The following is a 15,659-nucleotide window of genomic DNA, read 5'->3' as shown; positions in this document are numbered from 1 at the left end:
ACCCGCCGAAGGGAACCACCGTGCAGATCGCCATACCGCTCTTCGACCGCTTCACCGCCCTCGACGCCGTCGGCCCCTACGAGATGCTGTGCCGGCTGCCCGGCAGCGAGGTCGTCCTCGTCGCCGACCGGCCGGGCCCGGTCACCAACGACCGCGGCGACCTCTCGCTCGTCGCCACCGCGTCGTACGACGCCGTCCCCCGACCCGACGTGGTGGTCGTCCCCGGCGGCCCCGGGCAGGGCGCGCGCATGGACGACGAGGCGCTGCTCGGCTGGCTGCGCGCGGCCGACGCGGCGACCACCTGGACGACCTCGGTGTGCACGGGCTCCCTGCTGCTCGGCGCGGCGGGGCTGCTGAAGGGCCGGGAGGCGACCTCGCACTGGCTGGCCCTGGACGTCCTCGCCTCGCTCGGCGCGCACCCCACCGGCCGCCGGGTGGTCACCGACGGGAAGTACGTCACCGCGGCCGGGGTCTCCTCCGGCATCGACATGGGGCTGACGCTGGTCGGCAGGATCGCCGGCGACGACCACGCCCGCGCCGTGCAGCTCCTGACCGAGTACGACCCCCAGCCGCCCTACGACGCGGGCGCGCCCGACAAGGCGCCCGCCCACCTGGTCGAGGAGTTCCGCACCCGCAGCCGCTTCGTCCTGACGTAGCCGCCCCGCCGGGGCCCGTGGCGCCGAGCGGACCCCGTGCCGCCCCGGAAGGCCCTTGCGGCGAGCGCACCCCTGCCGCCTCGGAGGACCCCTGCGCCGAGGGCCCGCGCTCTCCCGCCGTCCTCGCGCAGCCGCCACGGGGTCGACGGACGGTCCACCGTGCCCGCACCCGTGCCGCCGGACCGGCCCCGCCCGTCAGACCGGTTCGCCGCTCCGCGGCCGCGGCGTCCAGGTGAAGCGCGGTGCCCGGCGTTCCAGGAAGGCGGCGACCCCCTCCGCGGTGTCGCCGCTGCCCTGTGCCTGCGCCCGCCAGTACGCCTCCCGGTCGGTGTGCCCCGCGGTGAACTCCTTGGCGGCGCACTGGGTGAGCTGCGAGCGCGTGGCGAGGATCCTGGTGAACTCCGCCGCCCGGGGCCCCAGTTCGGCCCCCGGCAGCACCTCGTCCACCAGCCCGGTCCGCAGCGCCCGGTCCGCGTCGATCAACTCGCCGGAGAAGAGCAGGTACTTCGCCGTGGACGGCCCCACCAGCGAGGCCAGCCTGCGGGTCGAGGCGGCCGGGTAGACGATGCCGAGCTTCGCGGGCGTCACCCCGAAGCGGGCGTCGTCGGCGGCGAACCGCAGGTCGCAGGCGGCGGCGAGCTGTGCGCCCCCGCCGACGCAGAAGCCCCGCACGACGGCGAGCGTCGGCTTCGGGAACGCGGCCAGTGCCTCCTCCGCGCTCTGCGCGAGGGCCTGCGGGTCGTCGCCCGGCTCGCGCAGCGAGCCGATGTCCGCCCCCGCGCAGAAGGTGCCGCCCTCGCCGGTCAGGACCAGCGCGTGCACATCGGCGTCGGCGGCGAGCGGGGCGAGCACCTCGGGGACGGCCCGCCACATTTCGGCGGTCATCGCGTTGCGCTTGGCCGGGTTGGCGATGACGACGGTGGCGACGCCGTCCGCGACGGAGTGGGTCAGACGCGGCTGCGGGTACTCGGGCGGCTCCATGCGGCGGATGCTATCCGGGGCCTTCTGCGCCCCCGCCGCGGCCGTCGCCGGGAGTCCCGGATGCCGGAAAAAGTGCTGAAACGATCGGCCTGGTGAATCGAGCAGAAGAAGATGCCGAACGATCGCTCAACGGTCGCTTTCGTAAGCACTCGCCCGTATCTCGCTGAAAAGTCTTCATTTCCGGTCACCTCCACGGGCCGAACCGGCGTGCTCCCACCATGGATGACCCAGGGTCAGCCGGAATGAACCGAGGGTGAGATGATGGAGAGCCGCGGGAGCGTGCCGACCGGGCCGCTGTCGTACGAGGGGGTCTGGAGATTCACCGCCCCGGCGGTCGACGTGTCCGTCCCGCAGGCCAGGCGCGCGGTGCGCGACCTGCTCGGCCGGCAGGGGGTGCCGGTCACCGACGACGTCGTCCAGGGGCTGTTGCTGATCGTCTCCGAACTCGTCACCAACGCCGTACGGCACGCGGCACTGCTGTCGCCCGAGGTCGCGGTCGAGGTGGCGATCGGGGAGCACTGGGTCCGGGTGTCCGTCGAGGACAACCATCCCTACCGGCCCAAGGCGCTGGAGACCGATTCCGCGCAGACCGGCGGCCGCGGACTCCTGCTGGTGCGGGAGATCACCCGTGAGGCGGGCGGGGTGTGCGACGTCGAGCACACCGCGAGCGGCGGAAAGATCATCTGGGCCGAGCTCCCCCTCGTGCCCGTGCGCCACACCGGGACGGCGGTCCTGCACACCGACCCGACCCCGCTCTAGCGGCCCGCCGGGTTCCGCCCCGAAGCCGACGCTTCCGATCGTTCCCCGTGGACACGCGGGGTCCCCGCCTCCCCGCACACGTCCGCCCACGCGCCGGACCCGCACACCCCCGTGCCCGTCCGCCCGCGCGCCGGACCCGCCCCCGCACACGCCGTCCGCGCGAGGCCCCCGCACACGCCCGCGGCCCCGCGCCAGGGCGCGGGGCCGCGGAGGTGCACCGAGGGCTCACCAGCCGCCGGCGGTCCCGGTCAGCTCCCTGATCGCCGGACGCGCGGCGTCCAGCACCGTCATGAACCACGCCGAGAACGGCGCGTCGCCGTGCATCTCCGTCAGCTCCGCCGGGGTCACGAACGCCGTCTCGCCGACCTCCTCCGGATCCGGCGACAGCGACGACTGGGCCATCCCCACGAAGAGGTGGTTGAACTCCTGCTCCACCAGGCCCGAAGCGGGGTCCGGGTGGTTGTAGCGCACCGTCCCCGCCTCGGCGAGCAGCGACGGCGAGATGCCCAGCTCCTCGTACGTGCGCCGGGCCGCGGCCGTGAACGGCGCCTCGCCCGGGTACGGGTGGCCGCAGCAGGTGTTCGACCAGACGCCGGGGGAGTGGTACTTGCCCAGTGCGCGCCGCTGGAGCAGCAGCCGGCCCTGCTCGTCGAAGAGGAACACGGAGAACGCCCGGTGGAGCTGTCCCGGCGCCTGGTGGGCGGCCAGCTTCTCCGCGGTGCCGATCGTGTTGCCCTGCTCGTCGACGAGTTCGAGCAGAATCGCTGGTGCGGTGCCGTTCGGCGAACTGTTCGCCGCGGCGGCTGATGTGATCGGCATAACCATCCTTCGCTTCGGTCCTCGGCCCGGGGGAGCCCGGCCCAGTCTGCCGCAAAGACGGGCCTTCTCCGCACTTCGGCCGCCGGGCATGTCCGCTCACGCCACGCACGCGCGGCACCGCGGGGGGACCGCCCGCGAGGGCCCGGAGCGGCACCGGAGGCCGAAAGCCGCCGGATATCGGATCGTGCCGCCCCCGGCCGCGCCCGGGCCGTCCGGCACGGGCGCCGTCACCGGGGCGTCCGGCCCGCCGAAGGTCGGCTTGAATCCATATGCGGAGGCATGTTCGAAGCCGAACTCCGGCCCGGCACCCCCGCAGGCCCGCACCCCGCCGCCCCGCACCCCACAAGCCCGGCACCCCGCCGGCCCGGATCTCGCAGCCCCGGCCCCACGAGCCCCGCACCCCGTCGCCCCGGACCGCCGGCAGCACCCGCCCGCCCCGGCTCAGTGGCAGAGGCGCGCCTCGTGCTCCGCGTGACCGACCGGTTCGAGCTGGAAGGTGCAGTGCTCGACGTCGAAGTGCCCGCCGACGCAGCCCTGGAGCTCGTGCAGCAGCTTCTCGTGCCCGACCGCGTCCAGCACGTCCCGGCTCACCACCACGTGGGCGGAGAGCACCGGCATGCCCGAGGTGATGGTCCAGGCGTGCAGGTCGTGCACGTCCTCGACGCCCGGGAGGGCGAGGATGTGCTCGCGCACCTCGGCCATGTCCACGCCCTTGGGCGCCGCCTCCAGCAGCACGTCGAGCGTCTCGCGCAGCAGCCGCACCGTGCGCGGCACGATCATCAGGCCGATGGCCAGGGAGGCGATCGGGTCCGCGTACTGCCAGCCCGTGGCCATGATGACGGCAGCCGACACGAGCACCGTGACCGAGCCCAGCGCGTCCGCCAGCACCTCCAGATAGGCGCCGCGGACGTTGAGGCTCTCCTTCTGTCCGCGGACCAGCAGGGAGAGGGAGACCATGTTGGCCACCAGGCCGACGAGGGCGAAGACGACGGTCAGCCCGCTGCGGGTCTCGGTGGGTGTGATGAAACGCTCCACCGCCTCGAAGAGCAGGAAGCCGCCGACACCGAGGAGCAGCAGACAGTTGGCGAGGGCCGCCAGGATCTCGGCGCGGGCGTAGCCGAAGGTCCGGTTGCGGCCGGCGGGCCGGTTGGCGACATGGATGGCGAGCAGCGCCATGCCCAGCCCCACGGCGTCCGTGGCCATGTGGGCGGCGTCCGCGATCAGCGCCAGCGAGCCGGAGAGCACACCGCCGACGATCTCGACCACCATCACACCGAGGGTGATGGTGAGCGCGATCCGCAGCCGGCCCCGGTGGGCCGCCGCCGCAGTGCCGGTGGGAGGCGGGCCGCCGTGCGTGTGCCCGTGATCGTGCCCTGCCCCCATGGAACGCCTCCCGTTGTCCGTGCCGTCAGGGATCACACCCGTGTCCCTCCCGCCTCAGTGAACTACGGGTGGGGGGTATGGTCAACACGGCACTGAACACCGTTGTCATGTGCTCTGACCTGCGGAAATGCATGCAGGTCAGGAAGGGTGCGGCCGGCCGGGCGACCCGCGGCGCCCGCCGGTGAGGAGGCGGCCCGGGACCCAGGTTTGGAGCCCGGGGTGATCATCGACAATGATGAGCCCGCGGGTCTCGGCGGCATGAACGGCCGATGAATTCCCGCACTTACGGATCCGATAGCCTCTGCCGACGCGCCGCCGCCCGGGGTCCCGGGCCGTGCGCCGCCGTCCACCAGCACCGCCAGCCACAAGGAGTGGGTTCGTCTGTCGACCGCCATCCTCACCGGCCCGCCGGTACCCGGATCGTCGCTCGAAGGCGATCTGCGGTCGCTCGGTTTCGACGTACGGACCGCCGACGGCCCCGGCGACGCGGCCCGCCTGCTCGCCGCCGCACCGGCCGGCGACCGGGTCGCCCTCGTCGACCCCCGTTTCGTCGGTCACCTCCACGCCCTGCGCCTCGGCCTGACCGACCCGCGCTTCCCGGCCGCCGCCGTGACCGGCGCGCTCACCGCCCAGCCCGCGGCCCGGGCCGCGCTGGCGGCGCCGCCGCCGGCGGGGCGCCGTCGACGAGGTCGCCGCCGCGCTGGAAGCCGGCGGCACCGCCGTGCACCGCCCCGAGCTCGGCTCGATGGTCGCCGAGGTGCCCGCCGAGGCCCAGGAGCGGCACGAGGCCCGCGCCCGCGTCGACGCCGTCGACGACGAGGCGATCCGGCTGCGTTCCGCGGTGAAGGCCCGGGACGGCTTCTTCACCACGTTCTGCATCAGCCCCTACTCGCGCTACATCGCCCGCTGGTGCGCCCGCCGGGGGCTGACCCCGAACCAGGTCACCACCGCCTCGCTGATCACCGCGCTGATCGCGGCCGGCTGCGCGGCCACCGGCACCCGGCCCGGCTACGTGGCCGCCGGTGTGCTGCTGCTCGTCTCCTTCGTCCTGGACTGCACCGACGGGCAGCTCGCCCGCTACTCCCTGCAGTACTCGACGATGGGCGCCTGGCTGGACGCCACCTTCGACCGGGCCAAGGAGTACGCCTACTACGCGGGCCTCGCCCTGGGCGCGGCCCGCGGCGGCGACGACGTGTGGGCGCTCGCGCTCGGCGCCATGGTCCTCCAGAGCTGCCGGCACGTCGTCGACTTCTCGTTCAACGAGGCCAACCACGACGCCACCGCCAACACCAGCCCCACCGCCGCCCTCTCGGACCGGCTGGACAGCGTGGGCTGGACGGTGTGGGTCCGCCGCATGATCGTGCTCCCCATCGGCGAACGCTGGGCCATGATCGCCGTGCTCACCGCCCTGACGACGCCCCGGGTGGTCTTCTACGCCCTGCTCGTCGGCTGCGCCTTCGCCGCCTGCTACACCACCGCGGGCCGGGTGCTGCGCTCGCTGACCCGCCGGGCCGCCCGGACCGAGCGCGCCACCACGGCGCTGGCCGACCTCGCCGACAGCGGGCCCCTCGCCGGTGCCGTGGCCCGGGCCGCGTCCGGCGCCGTCCGCCGCCTGCCGGGCATCGTCCCGCTGGCCTCCGCCGTCGCCGGCGCCGCGGCGCTGGTGCTCTGCGCGGCCCTCACCGGCTACGGCTCCGCCTGGACCCTCGTGGCCGCCGGCGTCTACTGCCTCACCTCCGGCATCGCCGTCGCCAGGCCGCTCGGCGGCCCGCTGGACTGGCTGGTCCCGCCGGTGTTCCGCGCCGCCGAGTACGGCACCGTCCTGGTCCTGGCCGCCGCCGCGGACGTGAACGGGGCCCTGCCCGCGGCTTTCGGCCTGGTGTCGGCCGTCGCCTACCATCACTACGACACCGTGTACCGCATCCGCGGCGGCACGGGCGCGCCCCCGCACTGGCTGGTGCGGGTGATCGGCGGGCACGAGGGGCGGGTCCTGGCAGTGGCACTGCTGGCCTTCCTGCTGGACGGCGAGGACTTCGCCGTCGCCCTCACCGCCCTGGCCGTGGCCGTGGCCCTCGTGGTGCTGACCGAGAGCATCCGCTTCTGGACGGCAGCCGCCCGCGGCGGTGCACCCGCCGTACACGACGAAGGAGAACCCGCATGATCGGCCTCGTACTGGCAGCCGGTGCCGGACGGCGTCTGCGCCCCTACACCGACACGCTCCCCAAGGCCCTCGTGCCCGTGGACGGCGAGACGACCGTGCTCGACCTCACCCTCGGCAACTTCGCCGAGATCGGCCTCACCGAGGCGGCGATCGTCGTCGGCTACCGCAAGGAGGCCGTCTACGAGCGCAAGGCGGCGCTGGAGGCGAAGTACGGCCTGAAGCTCACCCTCGTCGACAACGACAAGGCCGAGGAGTGGAACAACGCCTACTCCCTGTGGTGCGCCCGTGACGTGCTCGCCCGGGGCGTCATCCTCGCCAACGGCGACACCGTGCACCCCGTCTCCGTCGAGAAGACCCTGCTGGCCGCGCGCGGCGACGGCAAGCGGATCATCCTCGCCCTCGACACGGTCAAGCAGCTCGCCGACGAGGAGATGAAGGTCATCACCGCCGAGGGCAAGGGCGTCACGCGGATCACCAAGCTGATGGACCCGGCCACCGCGACCGGCGAGTACATCGGCGTCACGCTGATCGAGCCGGAGGCCGCCGCCGACCTCGCCGACGCCCTCAAGGCCACCTTCGAGCGCGACCCGGACCTCTACTACGAGGACGGCTACCAGGAGCTGGTCGACCGCGGCTTCACGATCGACACGGCCCCCATCGGCGAGGTGCAGTGGGTCGAGATCGACAACCACGACGACCTCGCGAAGGGCCGTGGGATCGCGTGCCAGTACTGACCCGGCTCATCCCCTCGCCGGTCGTCGTCGACATCCGCGCGGGCGCCCTCGGCGACCTCGCGGGGATCCTCGCCGACCAGCGCATCTCCGCCTCGGGCCGGATCGCCTGCGCGATCAGCAACGGCTCCGGCGCGGCGCTGCGCGAACGCCTCGCCCCGCTGCTGCCCGACGCCGACTGGTACGAGGTGGCGGGCGGGACGATCGACGCGGCGGTGCGCCTCGCCGACGAGATCCGCGGCAGCCGCTACGACGCGGTCGTCGCCCTCGGCGGCGGCAAGATCATCGACGTGGCGAAGTACGCGGCGGCCCGGGTCGGCCTGCCGCTGGTGGCGGTCGCCACCAACCTCTCGCACGACGGCCTCTGCTCGCCGATCTCCACGCTCGACAACGACAACGGCCGCGGCTCCTACGGGGTCCCCACTCCGATCGCGATCGTCATCGACCTCGACGTGATCCGCGACGCACCGGTGCGCTACGTGCGCTCCGGCATCGGCGACGCGATCTCCAACCTGTCGGCCATCGCGGACTGGGAGCTCGCGCACCGGATCAACGGCGAGCGGGTGGACGGCCTCGCCGCCGCCATGGGCCGCAGCGCGGGCGAGGCGGTCCTGCGCCACCCCGGCGGCGCCGGCGACGACGAGTTCCTCACCGTGCTCGCCGAGGCCCTGGTGCTGTCCGGCATCGCCATGTCGATCAGCGGCGACTCCCGCCCCTCGTCGGGCGCCTGCCACGAGATCAGCCACGCCTTCGACCTGCTGTACCCCCAACGGGCCGCCAGCCACGGCGAGCAGGTCGGCCTCGGCGCCGCGTTCGCCATGCACCTGCGCGGCGCGCACGACGACGCGCGGCTCTTCGCCGACGTGCTGCGCCGGCACGGGCTGCCCGTCCTGCCGCAGGAGATCGGGTTCTCCACGGACGAGTTCGTCCGTGCCGTGGAGTACGCGCCGCAGACCCGCCCGGGACGGTTCACCGTCCTGGAGCACCTCGACCTCAGCCACGACCAGATCAGGGACGCGTACGCCGACTATGCCAAAACCATCAGTAGCTGAACTCCGTCCGGTCGTTCACCCGGCGGGCGTGAAGGACCGGCGTAGCGGGGAACACTGGGGCGGCCGCCTCTACATGCGGGAGATCTCGCTCCGGATAACCCGGCATCTGGTCACCACCAGGGTCACGCCCAACCAGCTCACCTATGTGATGACCCTGTGCGGTGTCCTCGCGGCCCCCGCGCTGCTGGTGCCGGGCATCTGGGGCGCCGTCCTCGGCGTCGTCATGGTGCAGCTCTACCTGCTGCTCGACTGCGTCGACGGCGAGGTCGCCCGCTGGAAGAAGCAGTTCTCGCTCGGCGGCGTCTACCTGGACCGGGTCGGCGCCTACCTGTGCGACGCCGCCGTCCTCGTCGGCTTCGGCCTGCGCGCCGCCGATCTGTGGGGCACCGGCCGGATCGACTGGCTGTGGGCCTTCCTCGGCACCCTGGCGGCCCTCGGCGCCATCCTGATCAAGGCCGAGACCGACCTCGTCGGCGTCGCCCGCCACCAGGGCGGCCTGCCGCCCGTCAAGGAGTCCGCCTCCGAGCCGCGCTCCTCGGGGATGGCGCTCGCCCGCAGGGCCGCCGGGGCGCTCAAGTTCCACCGGCTGGTCCTCGGCATCGAGGCCTCGCTGCTGATCCTGGTCCTGGCGGTCGTGGACACGGTCCGGGACGACCTGTTCTTCTCCCGCCTCGGCGTCGCCGTGCTCGCCGGCATCGCGATGCTCCAGACCGTGCTGCACCTCGTCTCGATCCTGGCGTCGAGCAGGCTGAAGTGACACGACCGCTCACCGTGGGCGCGGTGATCATCACGCAGGGCACCCGCCCCGTGGAACTGCGCGCCCTGCTCGACTCGGTCGCCGCACAGGACGGCGACCCGGTCGAGGTGGTCGTCGTCGGCAACGGCACCCCCGTGCGGGACGTCCCCGAGGGCGTGCGCACCGTGGAGCTGCCCGAGAACCTGGGCATCCCCGCGGGGCGCAACGCCGGGATCGAGGCGTTCGGCCCCGGCGGCCGCGACGTCGACGTCCTGCTCTTCCTCGACGACGACGGCCTGCTGGCGGAGCGGACCACCGCGGAGCTGGTGCGGGCGGCGTTCGCGGCCGACCCCCGGCTCGGCATCGTCGGCTTCCGCATCGCGGACCCGGAGACGGGGCTCACCCAGCGCCGGCACGTGCCCCGGCTGCGGGCCGGCGACCCGATGCGCTCCTCGCGGGTGACCACGTTCCTCGGGGGCGCCAACGCCCTGCGGACCGCGGTCGTCGGCGAGGTCGGCCCGCTGCCCGGGGCGTTCTTCTACGCCCACGAGGAGACCGACCTGGCCTGGCGGGCGCTGGACGCCGGCTGGGGCATCGAGTACCGCTCGGACATGGTGCTGCTGCACCCGACGATGCCGCCGTCGCGTCACGCCGTCTACCACCGCATGGTCGCGCGCAACCGCGTCTGGCTGGCCCGCCGCAACCTGCCCCTGCCGCTGATCCCGCTCTACCTCGGCGTGTGGATCCTGCTGACGCTGCTGCGGCGGCCGACGGCGGCCGCGCTGAAGGCCTGGTTCGGCGGGTTCGCGGAGGGCTGGCGCACCCCCTGCGGGCCCCGGCGGCCCATGAAGTGGCGTACGGTGTGGCGCCTCACCCGGCTGGGCCGACCCCCTGTCGTCTGACAAGCTCGGTTCTGACAACATCTGGGCCGTAGAACACCTGCGGGACACAGAATTCCCCCGAACGCCGCTCATGTGAACACGAAAGTCTCAACTTGTGAGTGACACAACCCACGACGGCGCCGTCGCCACGAGCCCGGCGCCGTCACCCGACGACGGTCTCACCCCGGCGCAGCTCGCCGAGAAGTACGGCCTGGCGGTCAGCGGTGCCCGCCCCGGTCTGCTCGAGTACGTCAGGCAGCTGTGGGGTCGGCGCCACTTCATCCTGGCCTTCTCCCAGGCCAAGCTGACGGCCCAGTACAGCCAGGCCAAGCTCGGCCAGCTCTGGCAGGTCGCGACGCCGCTGCTCAACGCGCTCGTCTACTTCCTGATCTTCGGCCTGATCCTCCAGGCCAACCGGGGCATGTCGACCGACGTGTACGTCCCGTTCCTGGTGACGGGTGTGTTCGTCTTCACCTTCACGCAGAGTTCGGTGATGGCGGGCGTCCGGGCGATCGCCGGCAACCTCGGCCTGGTGCGCGCGCTGCACTTCCCGCGCGCCTCGCTGCCGGTGTCCTTCTCGCTCCAGCAGCTCCAGCAGCTCCTGTTCTCGATGGTCGTGCTGATCGCGGTCGTCGTGGTCTTCGGTTCGCTGCCGACCTGGTCGTGGCTGCTGGTCGTGCCCGCGCTGGCGCTCCAGTTCGTCTTCAACACCGGCCTCGCGCTGATCATGGCGCGGCTCGGCTCCAAGACGCCCGACCTCGCCCAGCTCATGCCGTTCATCATGCGCACCTGGCTGTACGCGTCCGGCGTGATGTTCTCCATCCCGGCGATGCTCGCGGACCGTCCGGCCTGGATCGCGGACGTCCTCATGTACAACCCCGCGGCCGTCTACATGGACCTCATCCGGTTCGCCCTGATCGAGGAGTACGGTTCCTCGAACCTCCCCGACCACGTGTGGGCGGCGGGGCTCGGCTGGGCCCTGCTCGTCGGCATCGGGGGCTTCGTGTACTTCTGGAAGGCGGAGGAGCGGTACGGCCGTGGCTGACAAGATCGACATCAACGGCGGCTCCCGTGTCCCCACGGTCATCGCCGACGACGTGCACATCGTCTACCGGGTCAACGCCGGCAGCGGCGGCAAGGGCAGCGCCACCGCGGCCCTCAGCAGGATCCTCCGCCGTGAGAAGGGCGAGTCCCGCGGGGTGCGCAAGGTGCACGCGGTGCGCGGGGTGACCTTCACCGCCTACCGCGGCGAGGCCATCGGCCTCATCGGCACCAACGGCTCCGGCAAGTCGACCCTGCTGCGGGCCATCGCCGGCCTGCTGCCGACCGAGAGCGGCAAGGTCTACACCGACGGCCAGCCCTCGCTGCTCGGCGTCAACGCCGCCCTGATGAACGACCTGACGGGCGAGCGGAACGTCATACTCGGCGGCCTGGCCATGGGGATGTCCCGCGAGGAGATCCGCGAGCGGTACCAGGGCATCGTCGACTTCTCGGGCATCAACGAGAAGGGCGACTTCATCACCCTGCCGATGCGCACCTACTCGTCGGGCATGGCCGCCAGGCTCCGCTTCTCCATCGCGGCCGCCAAGAACCACGACGTGCTGATGATCGACGAGGCGCTCGCCACCGGCGACCGGCGCTTCCAGATCCGCTCCGAGCAGCGCATCCGCGAGCTCCGCAAGGAGGCCGGCACCGTCTTCCTGGTCAGCCACAGCAACAAGTCGATCAGGGACACCTGCGACCGCGTCCTGTGGCTGGAGAAGGGCGAGCTGCTGATGGACGGGCCCACCGACGAGGTCATCAAGGCCTACGAGAAGGAGACGGGCAAGTAGCCCGTACCCCGCCACGGCCCGGGGACCCCCGCCGCGTCCGCGCGGTGGGGGTCCCGGCGTGTCCGGGGGGCCGTCCCCGGGGGCAAGTGCCCTGCGCGGCGCGGGAGTCGCCGCAGCCCGGGGCGGTGGTGCCGCCGGTGCCGGGGGACCCCCGCGGCGGCACGCCGCCTTGTACAACGTAAGCTGTAGCAGTGCTCATTCGCGGCAAGTACGGAGAATTCGCCGTATATGCCGCAGTGCCGACGGTCAAGGGGCCGGGAGCGGACAGCGGCGTGTCCGAAATGGGTTGTATTGGGTCGGCAGTGTAGAACGGGAGATGTGACGGCCATGACGGAAACCCTCCAGCTCCGCGAGGCTCCCGCCGTCCCCGCGGGACCGGGCAGCGCCCTGTGACGGCCGCCCGCCGGACGCGCGGGGCCCCCGCCCGCGCCACCCTCGACAAGGCCGCCGACGAGAACTTCCCCGTCGCCCCCTTCTTCCTGCCCCGCGCCTGGCGCGACGACCTCATGGCCGTCTACGGCTTCGCCCGCCTCGTCGACGACATCGGCGACAGCGACCTCGCCCCCGGCGGCGAGGACGCCCGGCTGCTCGGCGTCGCCCCCGAGAAGGCCGGCGACCCGCTCGCGCTGCTCGACGCCTTCGAGACCGACCTGCTGCGCGTCTTCGGCCCCGCCGGCGAGCCCCCGCACCACCCCCTGCTGAACGCCCTGCGCCCCACCGTCGGGCGCCGCGCGCTCACCCCCGAGCCCTTCCTCGGCCTCGTCGCCGCCAACCGGCAGGACCAGCTCGTCCGCCGCTACGCCACCTGGGACGAGCTGCGCGACTACTGCCGGCTCTCCGCCGACCCCGTCGGCCGGCTGGTCCTCGCGATCACCGGCACCACGAGCCCCGAGCGCGTCCGCCGCTCCGACGCCGTGTGCACCGCCCTCCAGGTCGTCGAACACCTCCAGGACGTCGCCGAGGACCTGGCACGCGACCGGATCTACCTCCCCGCCGAGGACCTCGACCGCTTCCGGGTCGGCGAGGACGACCTCGCGGCCCCCACCGCGAACGCCTCCGTCCGCGCGCTGATCGCCTTCGAGGCGGACCGCGCCGCCCGCCTGCTCGACGAGGGCGACGCCCTCGTCGGCAGCGTGCACGGCCGGCTGCGGCTGCTGCTCGCCGGATTCGTCGGCGGCGGGCGTGCCGCCCTCGCCGCGATCACCGCCGCCGGACATGATGTGCTGCCCGGACCGCCCAGAGCCGCAAGGACCGACGTGCTGCGCGAGAGCGCCGCCGTCCTGCGACGAGCACGGAGAAAGGGATGAGCCGGACGATGGAGGGAACGACCCCCATGCCTGCGCCGGTGCAGGCCGCATACCGCTACTGCGAGGCCGTGACCGGACAGCAGGCCCGCAACTTCGCGTACGGCATCAGGCTGCTCCCCGCCGGCAAGCGCCAGGCCATGTCCGCGCTCTACGCCTTCTCCCGCCGGGTCGACGACATCGGCGACGGCACCCTCGCCCCCGACACCAAGCAGGCCCGGCTGGAGGACACCCGCGCCCTGCTCGACCGGATCCGCAAGGGCGACGTCGAGAACGACGACACCGACCCCGTCGCCGTGGCCCTCGCCGACGCCGCCCAGCGCTACCCCCTGCCGCTCGACGGGCTCGACGAACTCATCGACGGCGTCCTGATGGACGTCCGCGGCACGTCCTACGAGACCTGGGACGACCTCAAGGTCTACTGCCGCTGCGTCGCCGGAGCCATCGGACGCCTCTCCCTCGCGGTGTTCGGCACCCAGCCCGGCGCCCGCGGCGCCGAACGCGCCCCCGAGTACGCCGACACCCTCGGGCTCGCCCTCCAGCTCACCAACATCCTCCGGGACGTCGCCGAGGACGCCGCGGGCGGCCGGATCTACCTGCCCGCCGACGACCTCGCCAAGTTCGGCTGCTCCGACGGCTTCGCCACCGGACGCCCGCCGGCCGGCGCCGACTTCGACGGCCTCGTGCACTACGAAGTCCGGCGCGCCCGCGCCCTGTTCACCGAGGGCTACCGGCTGCTGCCGATGCTGGACCGCCGCAGCGGCGCCTGCGTCGCCGCGATGGCCGGCATCTACCGCCGCCTGCTCGACCGCATCGAACGCGACCCCGGCGCCGTGCTCCGCGGCCGGGTGTCCCTCCCCGGCCACGAGAAGGCGTACGTCGCCGTCCGCGGCCTCTCCGGCCTGGACGCCCGCGGCATCGGCCGCCAGGGCCACGGAGGCCGGCCATGACAGCACCTCCCGCACCGAACGGGGACCGCATGACGCCCGCACCGGGCCGGGCCGTGGTCGTCGGCGGCGGCATCGCCGGCGTCACCGCCGCCCTGCGCCTCGCCGACGCCGGCATGCGGGTCACCCTCCTCGAAGGACGGCCCCGCCTCGGCGGACTCGCCTTCTCCTTCCGGCGCGGCGACCTCACCGTCGACAACGGACAGCACGTCTACCTGCGCTGCTGCACCGCCTACCGCTGGTTCCTCGAACGCGTCGGCGCGACGGACCTCGCCCCCCTCCAGGACCGGCTCGACGTCCCCGTCCTCGACGTGGCCGCCCCCGGCGGCCCCCGCCTCGGCCGGATCCGCCGCGGCGGGCTGCCCGTACCGCTCCACCTGGCCGGCGGCCTCGCCCGCTACCCCCACCTCTCCCTCGCCGAACGCGCGCGCGTGGCCCGCGCCGCGCTCGCCCTGAAGAAGCTCGACCCCGCCGACCCCGCGCTCGACGGCATCGACTTCGCCACCTGGCTCGGCCGCCACGGACAGTCGCCGCGCGCCGTCGCCGCCCTGTGGGACCTCGTCGGCGTCGCCACCCTCAACGCCCGCGCCCCGCAGGCATCCATGGCCCTGGCCGCCATGGTCTTCCGGACGGGCCTGCTCTCCGAGCCGGGCGCCGCCGACATCGGCTGGGCCCGCGTCCCCCTCGGCGACGTGCACGACACCCTCGCCCGCAAGGCCCTCGACGAGGCCGGCGTCGCCACCGAACTCTCCGCCCGCGTCCGGCACATCGGCCGCGGCGAGGACGGCCGCTGGCGCGTCGACGCAGGCTCCGGCCCCCTGGAGGCCGACACCGTCGTCCTCGCCGTCGCCCAGCGCGAGGCCCACGCCCTGCTGCCGTCCGGCGCGCTCGACGACCCCGACCGGCTGCTCGACATCACCACGGCGCCCATCCTCAACGTCCACGTCCTGTACGACCGCAAGGTGCTGCGACGCCCCTTCTTCGCCGCCCTCGGCACCCCCGTGCAGTGGGTCTTCGACCGGACCGAGGCCGCGGGCGTCCGACAGGGCCAGTACCTGGCCCTGTCGCAGTCCGCCGTCCAGGACGAGATCGACGACCCCGTCGCCGCCCTCCGGGAGCGCTACCTCCCCGAACTGGAACGCCTGCTGCCCGCCGCGCGCGGCGCGCGGGTCCTCGACTTCTTCGTCACCAGGGAACGCAACGCGACGTTCGCGCCCGCCCCGGGCGTCGGACGGCTCCGGCCGCAGGCGCGCACCCGCGCGCCCGGCCTGTACCTGGCCGGCGCGTGGACGGCCACCGGCTGGCCCGCGACCATGGAGGGTGCCGTGCGCAGCGGCTTCGGCGCCGCAGACGCTGCGCTCTCCACGCTCGGCCGTCGCCATGAACATCCGCTACAGGAGGCGGCGTGAGCACCAGT

At 73.5% G+C, this 15,659-nt stretch carries 14 protein-coding genes and 1 pseudogene; 12 read left to right on the top strand and 3 right to left on the bottom strand.

Annotated elements, in window-relative coordinates; translation table 11 throughout:
* Window positions 1–20 precede the first annotated feature (20 nt).
* Complete coding sequence (locus JE024_RS04875; protein WP_205372389.1) at window positions 21–656, top strand: DJ-1/PfpI family protein; 636 nt, start codon at window positions 21–23, stop codon at window positions 654–656.
* Between the two features lie 195 nt (window positions 657–851).
* On the opposite strand, the gene JE024_RS04870 is transcribed toward JE024_RS04875, so the two are convergent.
* Entirely contained in the window at window positions 852–1,637 is a 786-nt protein-coding gene (locus tag JE024_RS04870; RefSeq protein WP_205372388.1) for an enoyl-CoA hydratase/isomerase family protein, read from the bottom strand.
* A 261-nt stretch (window positions 1,638–1,898) separates the two neighbouring features.
* On the opposite strand from JE024_RS04870, the gene JE024_RS04865 reads away from it, so the two are divergent.
* Window positions 1,899–2,396 carry an ATP-binding protein gene (locus JE024_RS04865; protein WP_205376377.1) on the top strand — a complete coding sequence of 166 codons (498 nt, stop codon included), beginning with the start codon at window positions 1,899–1,901 and terminating at the stop codon, window positions 2,394–2,396.
* Window positions 2,397–2,621: 225 nt separating this feature from the next.
* Here JE024_RS04865 and idi read toward each other — a convergent pair whose 3' ends face one another.
* Together idi and JE024_RS04855 are read right to left on the bottom strand one after the other, a co-directional pair.
* Window positions 2,622–3,215 carry an isopentenyl-diphosphate Delta-isomerase gene (gene idi / locus JE024_RS04860; RefSeq protein ID WP_205372387.1) on the bottom strand — a complete coding sequence of 198 codons (594 nt, stop codon included), beginning with the start codon at window positions 3,213–3,215 and terminating at the stop codon, window positions 2,622–2,624.
* Window positions 3,216–3,656: 441 nt separating this feature from the next.
* Window positions 3,657–4,598 carry a cation diffusion facilitator family transporter gene (locus JE024_RS04855; RefSeq protein ID WP_205372386.1) on the bottom strand — a complete coding sequence of 314 codons (942 nt, stop codon included), beginning with the start codon at window positions 4,596–4,598 and terminating at the stop codon, window positions 3,657–3,659.
* Window positions 4,599–4,979: 381 nt separating this feature from the next.
* Between JE024_RS04855 and JE024_RS04850 the strand changes: the two are divergent.
* From JE024_RS04850 to hpnE, 10 genes and pseudogenes are all read left to right on the top strand, one after another.
* Window positions 4,980–6,759 (top strand): annotated as a pseudogene (locus JE024_RS04850) (DUF5941 domain-containing protein).
* Entirely contained in the window at window positions 6,756–7,493 is a 738-nt protein-coding gene (locus JE024_RS04845) for a phosphocholine cytidylyltransferase family protein (RefSeq protein WP_205372385.1), read from the top strand. The pseudogene JE024_RS04850 and the gene JE024_RS04845 overlap by 4 nt, the downstream one beginning before the upstream one ends.
* The gene (locus JE024_RS04840) at window positions 7,481–8,542 is read left to right on the top strand and encodes an iron-containing alcohol dehydrogenase family protein (RefSeq protein ID WP_205372384.1); all 1,062 of its coding nucleotides are present in this window, start codon (window positions 7,481–7,483) and stop codon (window positions 8,540–8,542) included. The genes JE024_RS04845 and JE024_RS04840 overlap by 13 nt, the downstream gene beginning before the upstream one ends.
* A complete protein-coding gene (locus JE024_RS04835; protein ID WP_205372383.1) occupies window positions 8,520–9,299 on the top strand; it encodes a CDP-alcohol phosphatidyltransferase family protein in 780 nt (259 codons plus the stop codon). The genes JE024_RS04840 and JE024_RS04835 overlap by 23 nt, the downstream gene beginning before the upstream one ends.
* Window positions 9,296–10,180, top strand: coding sequence for a glycosyltransferase family 2 protein (locus tag JE024_RS04830; RefSeq protein ID WP_205372382.1), 885 nt, complete (start codon window positions 9,296–9,298; stop codon window positions 10,178–10,180). Before JE024_RS04835 ends, JE024_RS04830 begins: the two co-directional genes overlap by 4 nt.
* Before the next feature lie 94 nt (window positions 10,181–10,274).
* Window positions 10,275–11,204 (top strand): ABC transporter permease, encoded by a 930-nt coding sequence (locus tag JE024_RS04825; protein WP_205372381.1) that lies wholly within the window; start codon window positions 10,275–10,277, stop codon window positions 11,202–11,204.
* Window positions 11,197–11,991, top strand: a complete 795-nt coding sequence (locus tag JE024_RS04820) for an ABC transporter ATP-binding protein (protein ID WP_205372380.1) — start codon at window positions 11,197–11,199, stop codon at window positions 11,989–11,991. The genes JE024_RS04825 and JE024_RS04820 overlap by 8 nt, the downstream gene beginning before the upstream one ends.
* Before the next feature lie 389 nt (window positions 11,992–12,380).
* Window positions 12,381–13,298 (top strand): squalene synthase HpnC, encoded by a 918-nt coding sequence (gene hpnC, locus JE024_RS04815; protein ID WP_205372379.1) that lies wholly within the window; start codon window positions 12,381–12,383, stop codon window positions 13,296–13,298.
* Window positions 13,295–14,245: a presqualene diphosphate synthase HpnD gene (hpnD, locus tag JE024_RS04810; protein ID WP_205372378.1), complete on the top strand. Its 951-nt coding sequence runs from the start codon at window positions 13,295–13,297 to the stop codon at window positions 14,243–14,245. Before hpnC ends, hpnD begins: the two co-directional genes overlap by 4 nt.
* A complete protein-coding gene (gene hpnE / locus JE024_RS04805) occupies window positions 14,242–15,651 on the top strand; it encodes a hydroxysqualene dehydroxylase HpnE (protein ID WP_280521545.1) in 1,410 nt (469 codons plus the stop codon). The genes hpnD and hpnE overlap by 4 nt, the downstream gene beginning before the upstream one ends.
* Window positions 15,652–15,659 lie beyond the last annotated feature (8 nt).

The sequence above is a fragment of the Streptomyces zhihengii genome (genome assembly GCF_016919245.1).
Taxonomy (GTDB): Bacteria; Actinomycetota; Actinomycetes; order Streptomycetales; family Streptomycetaceae; genus Streptomyces; species Streptomyces zhihengii.
This window is presented reverse-complemented; position numbering and strand designations above follow the sequence as displayed.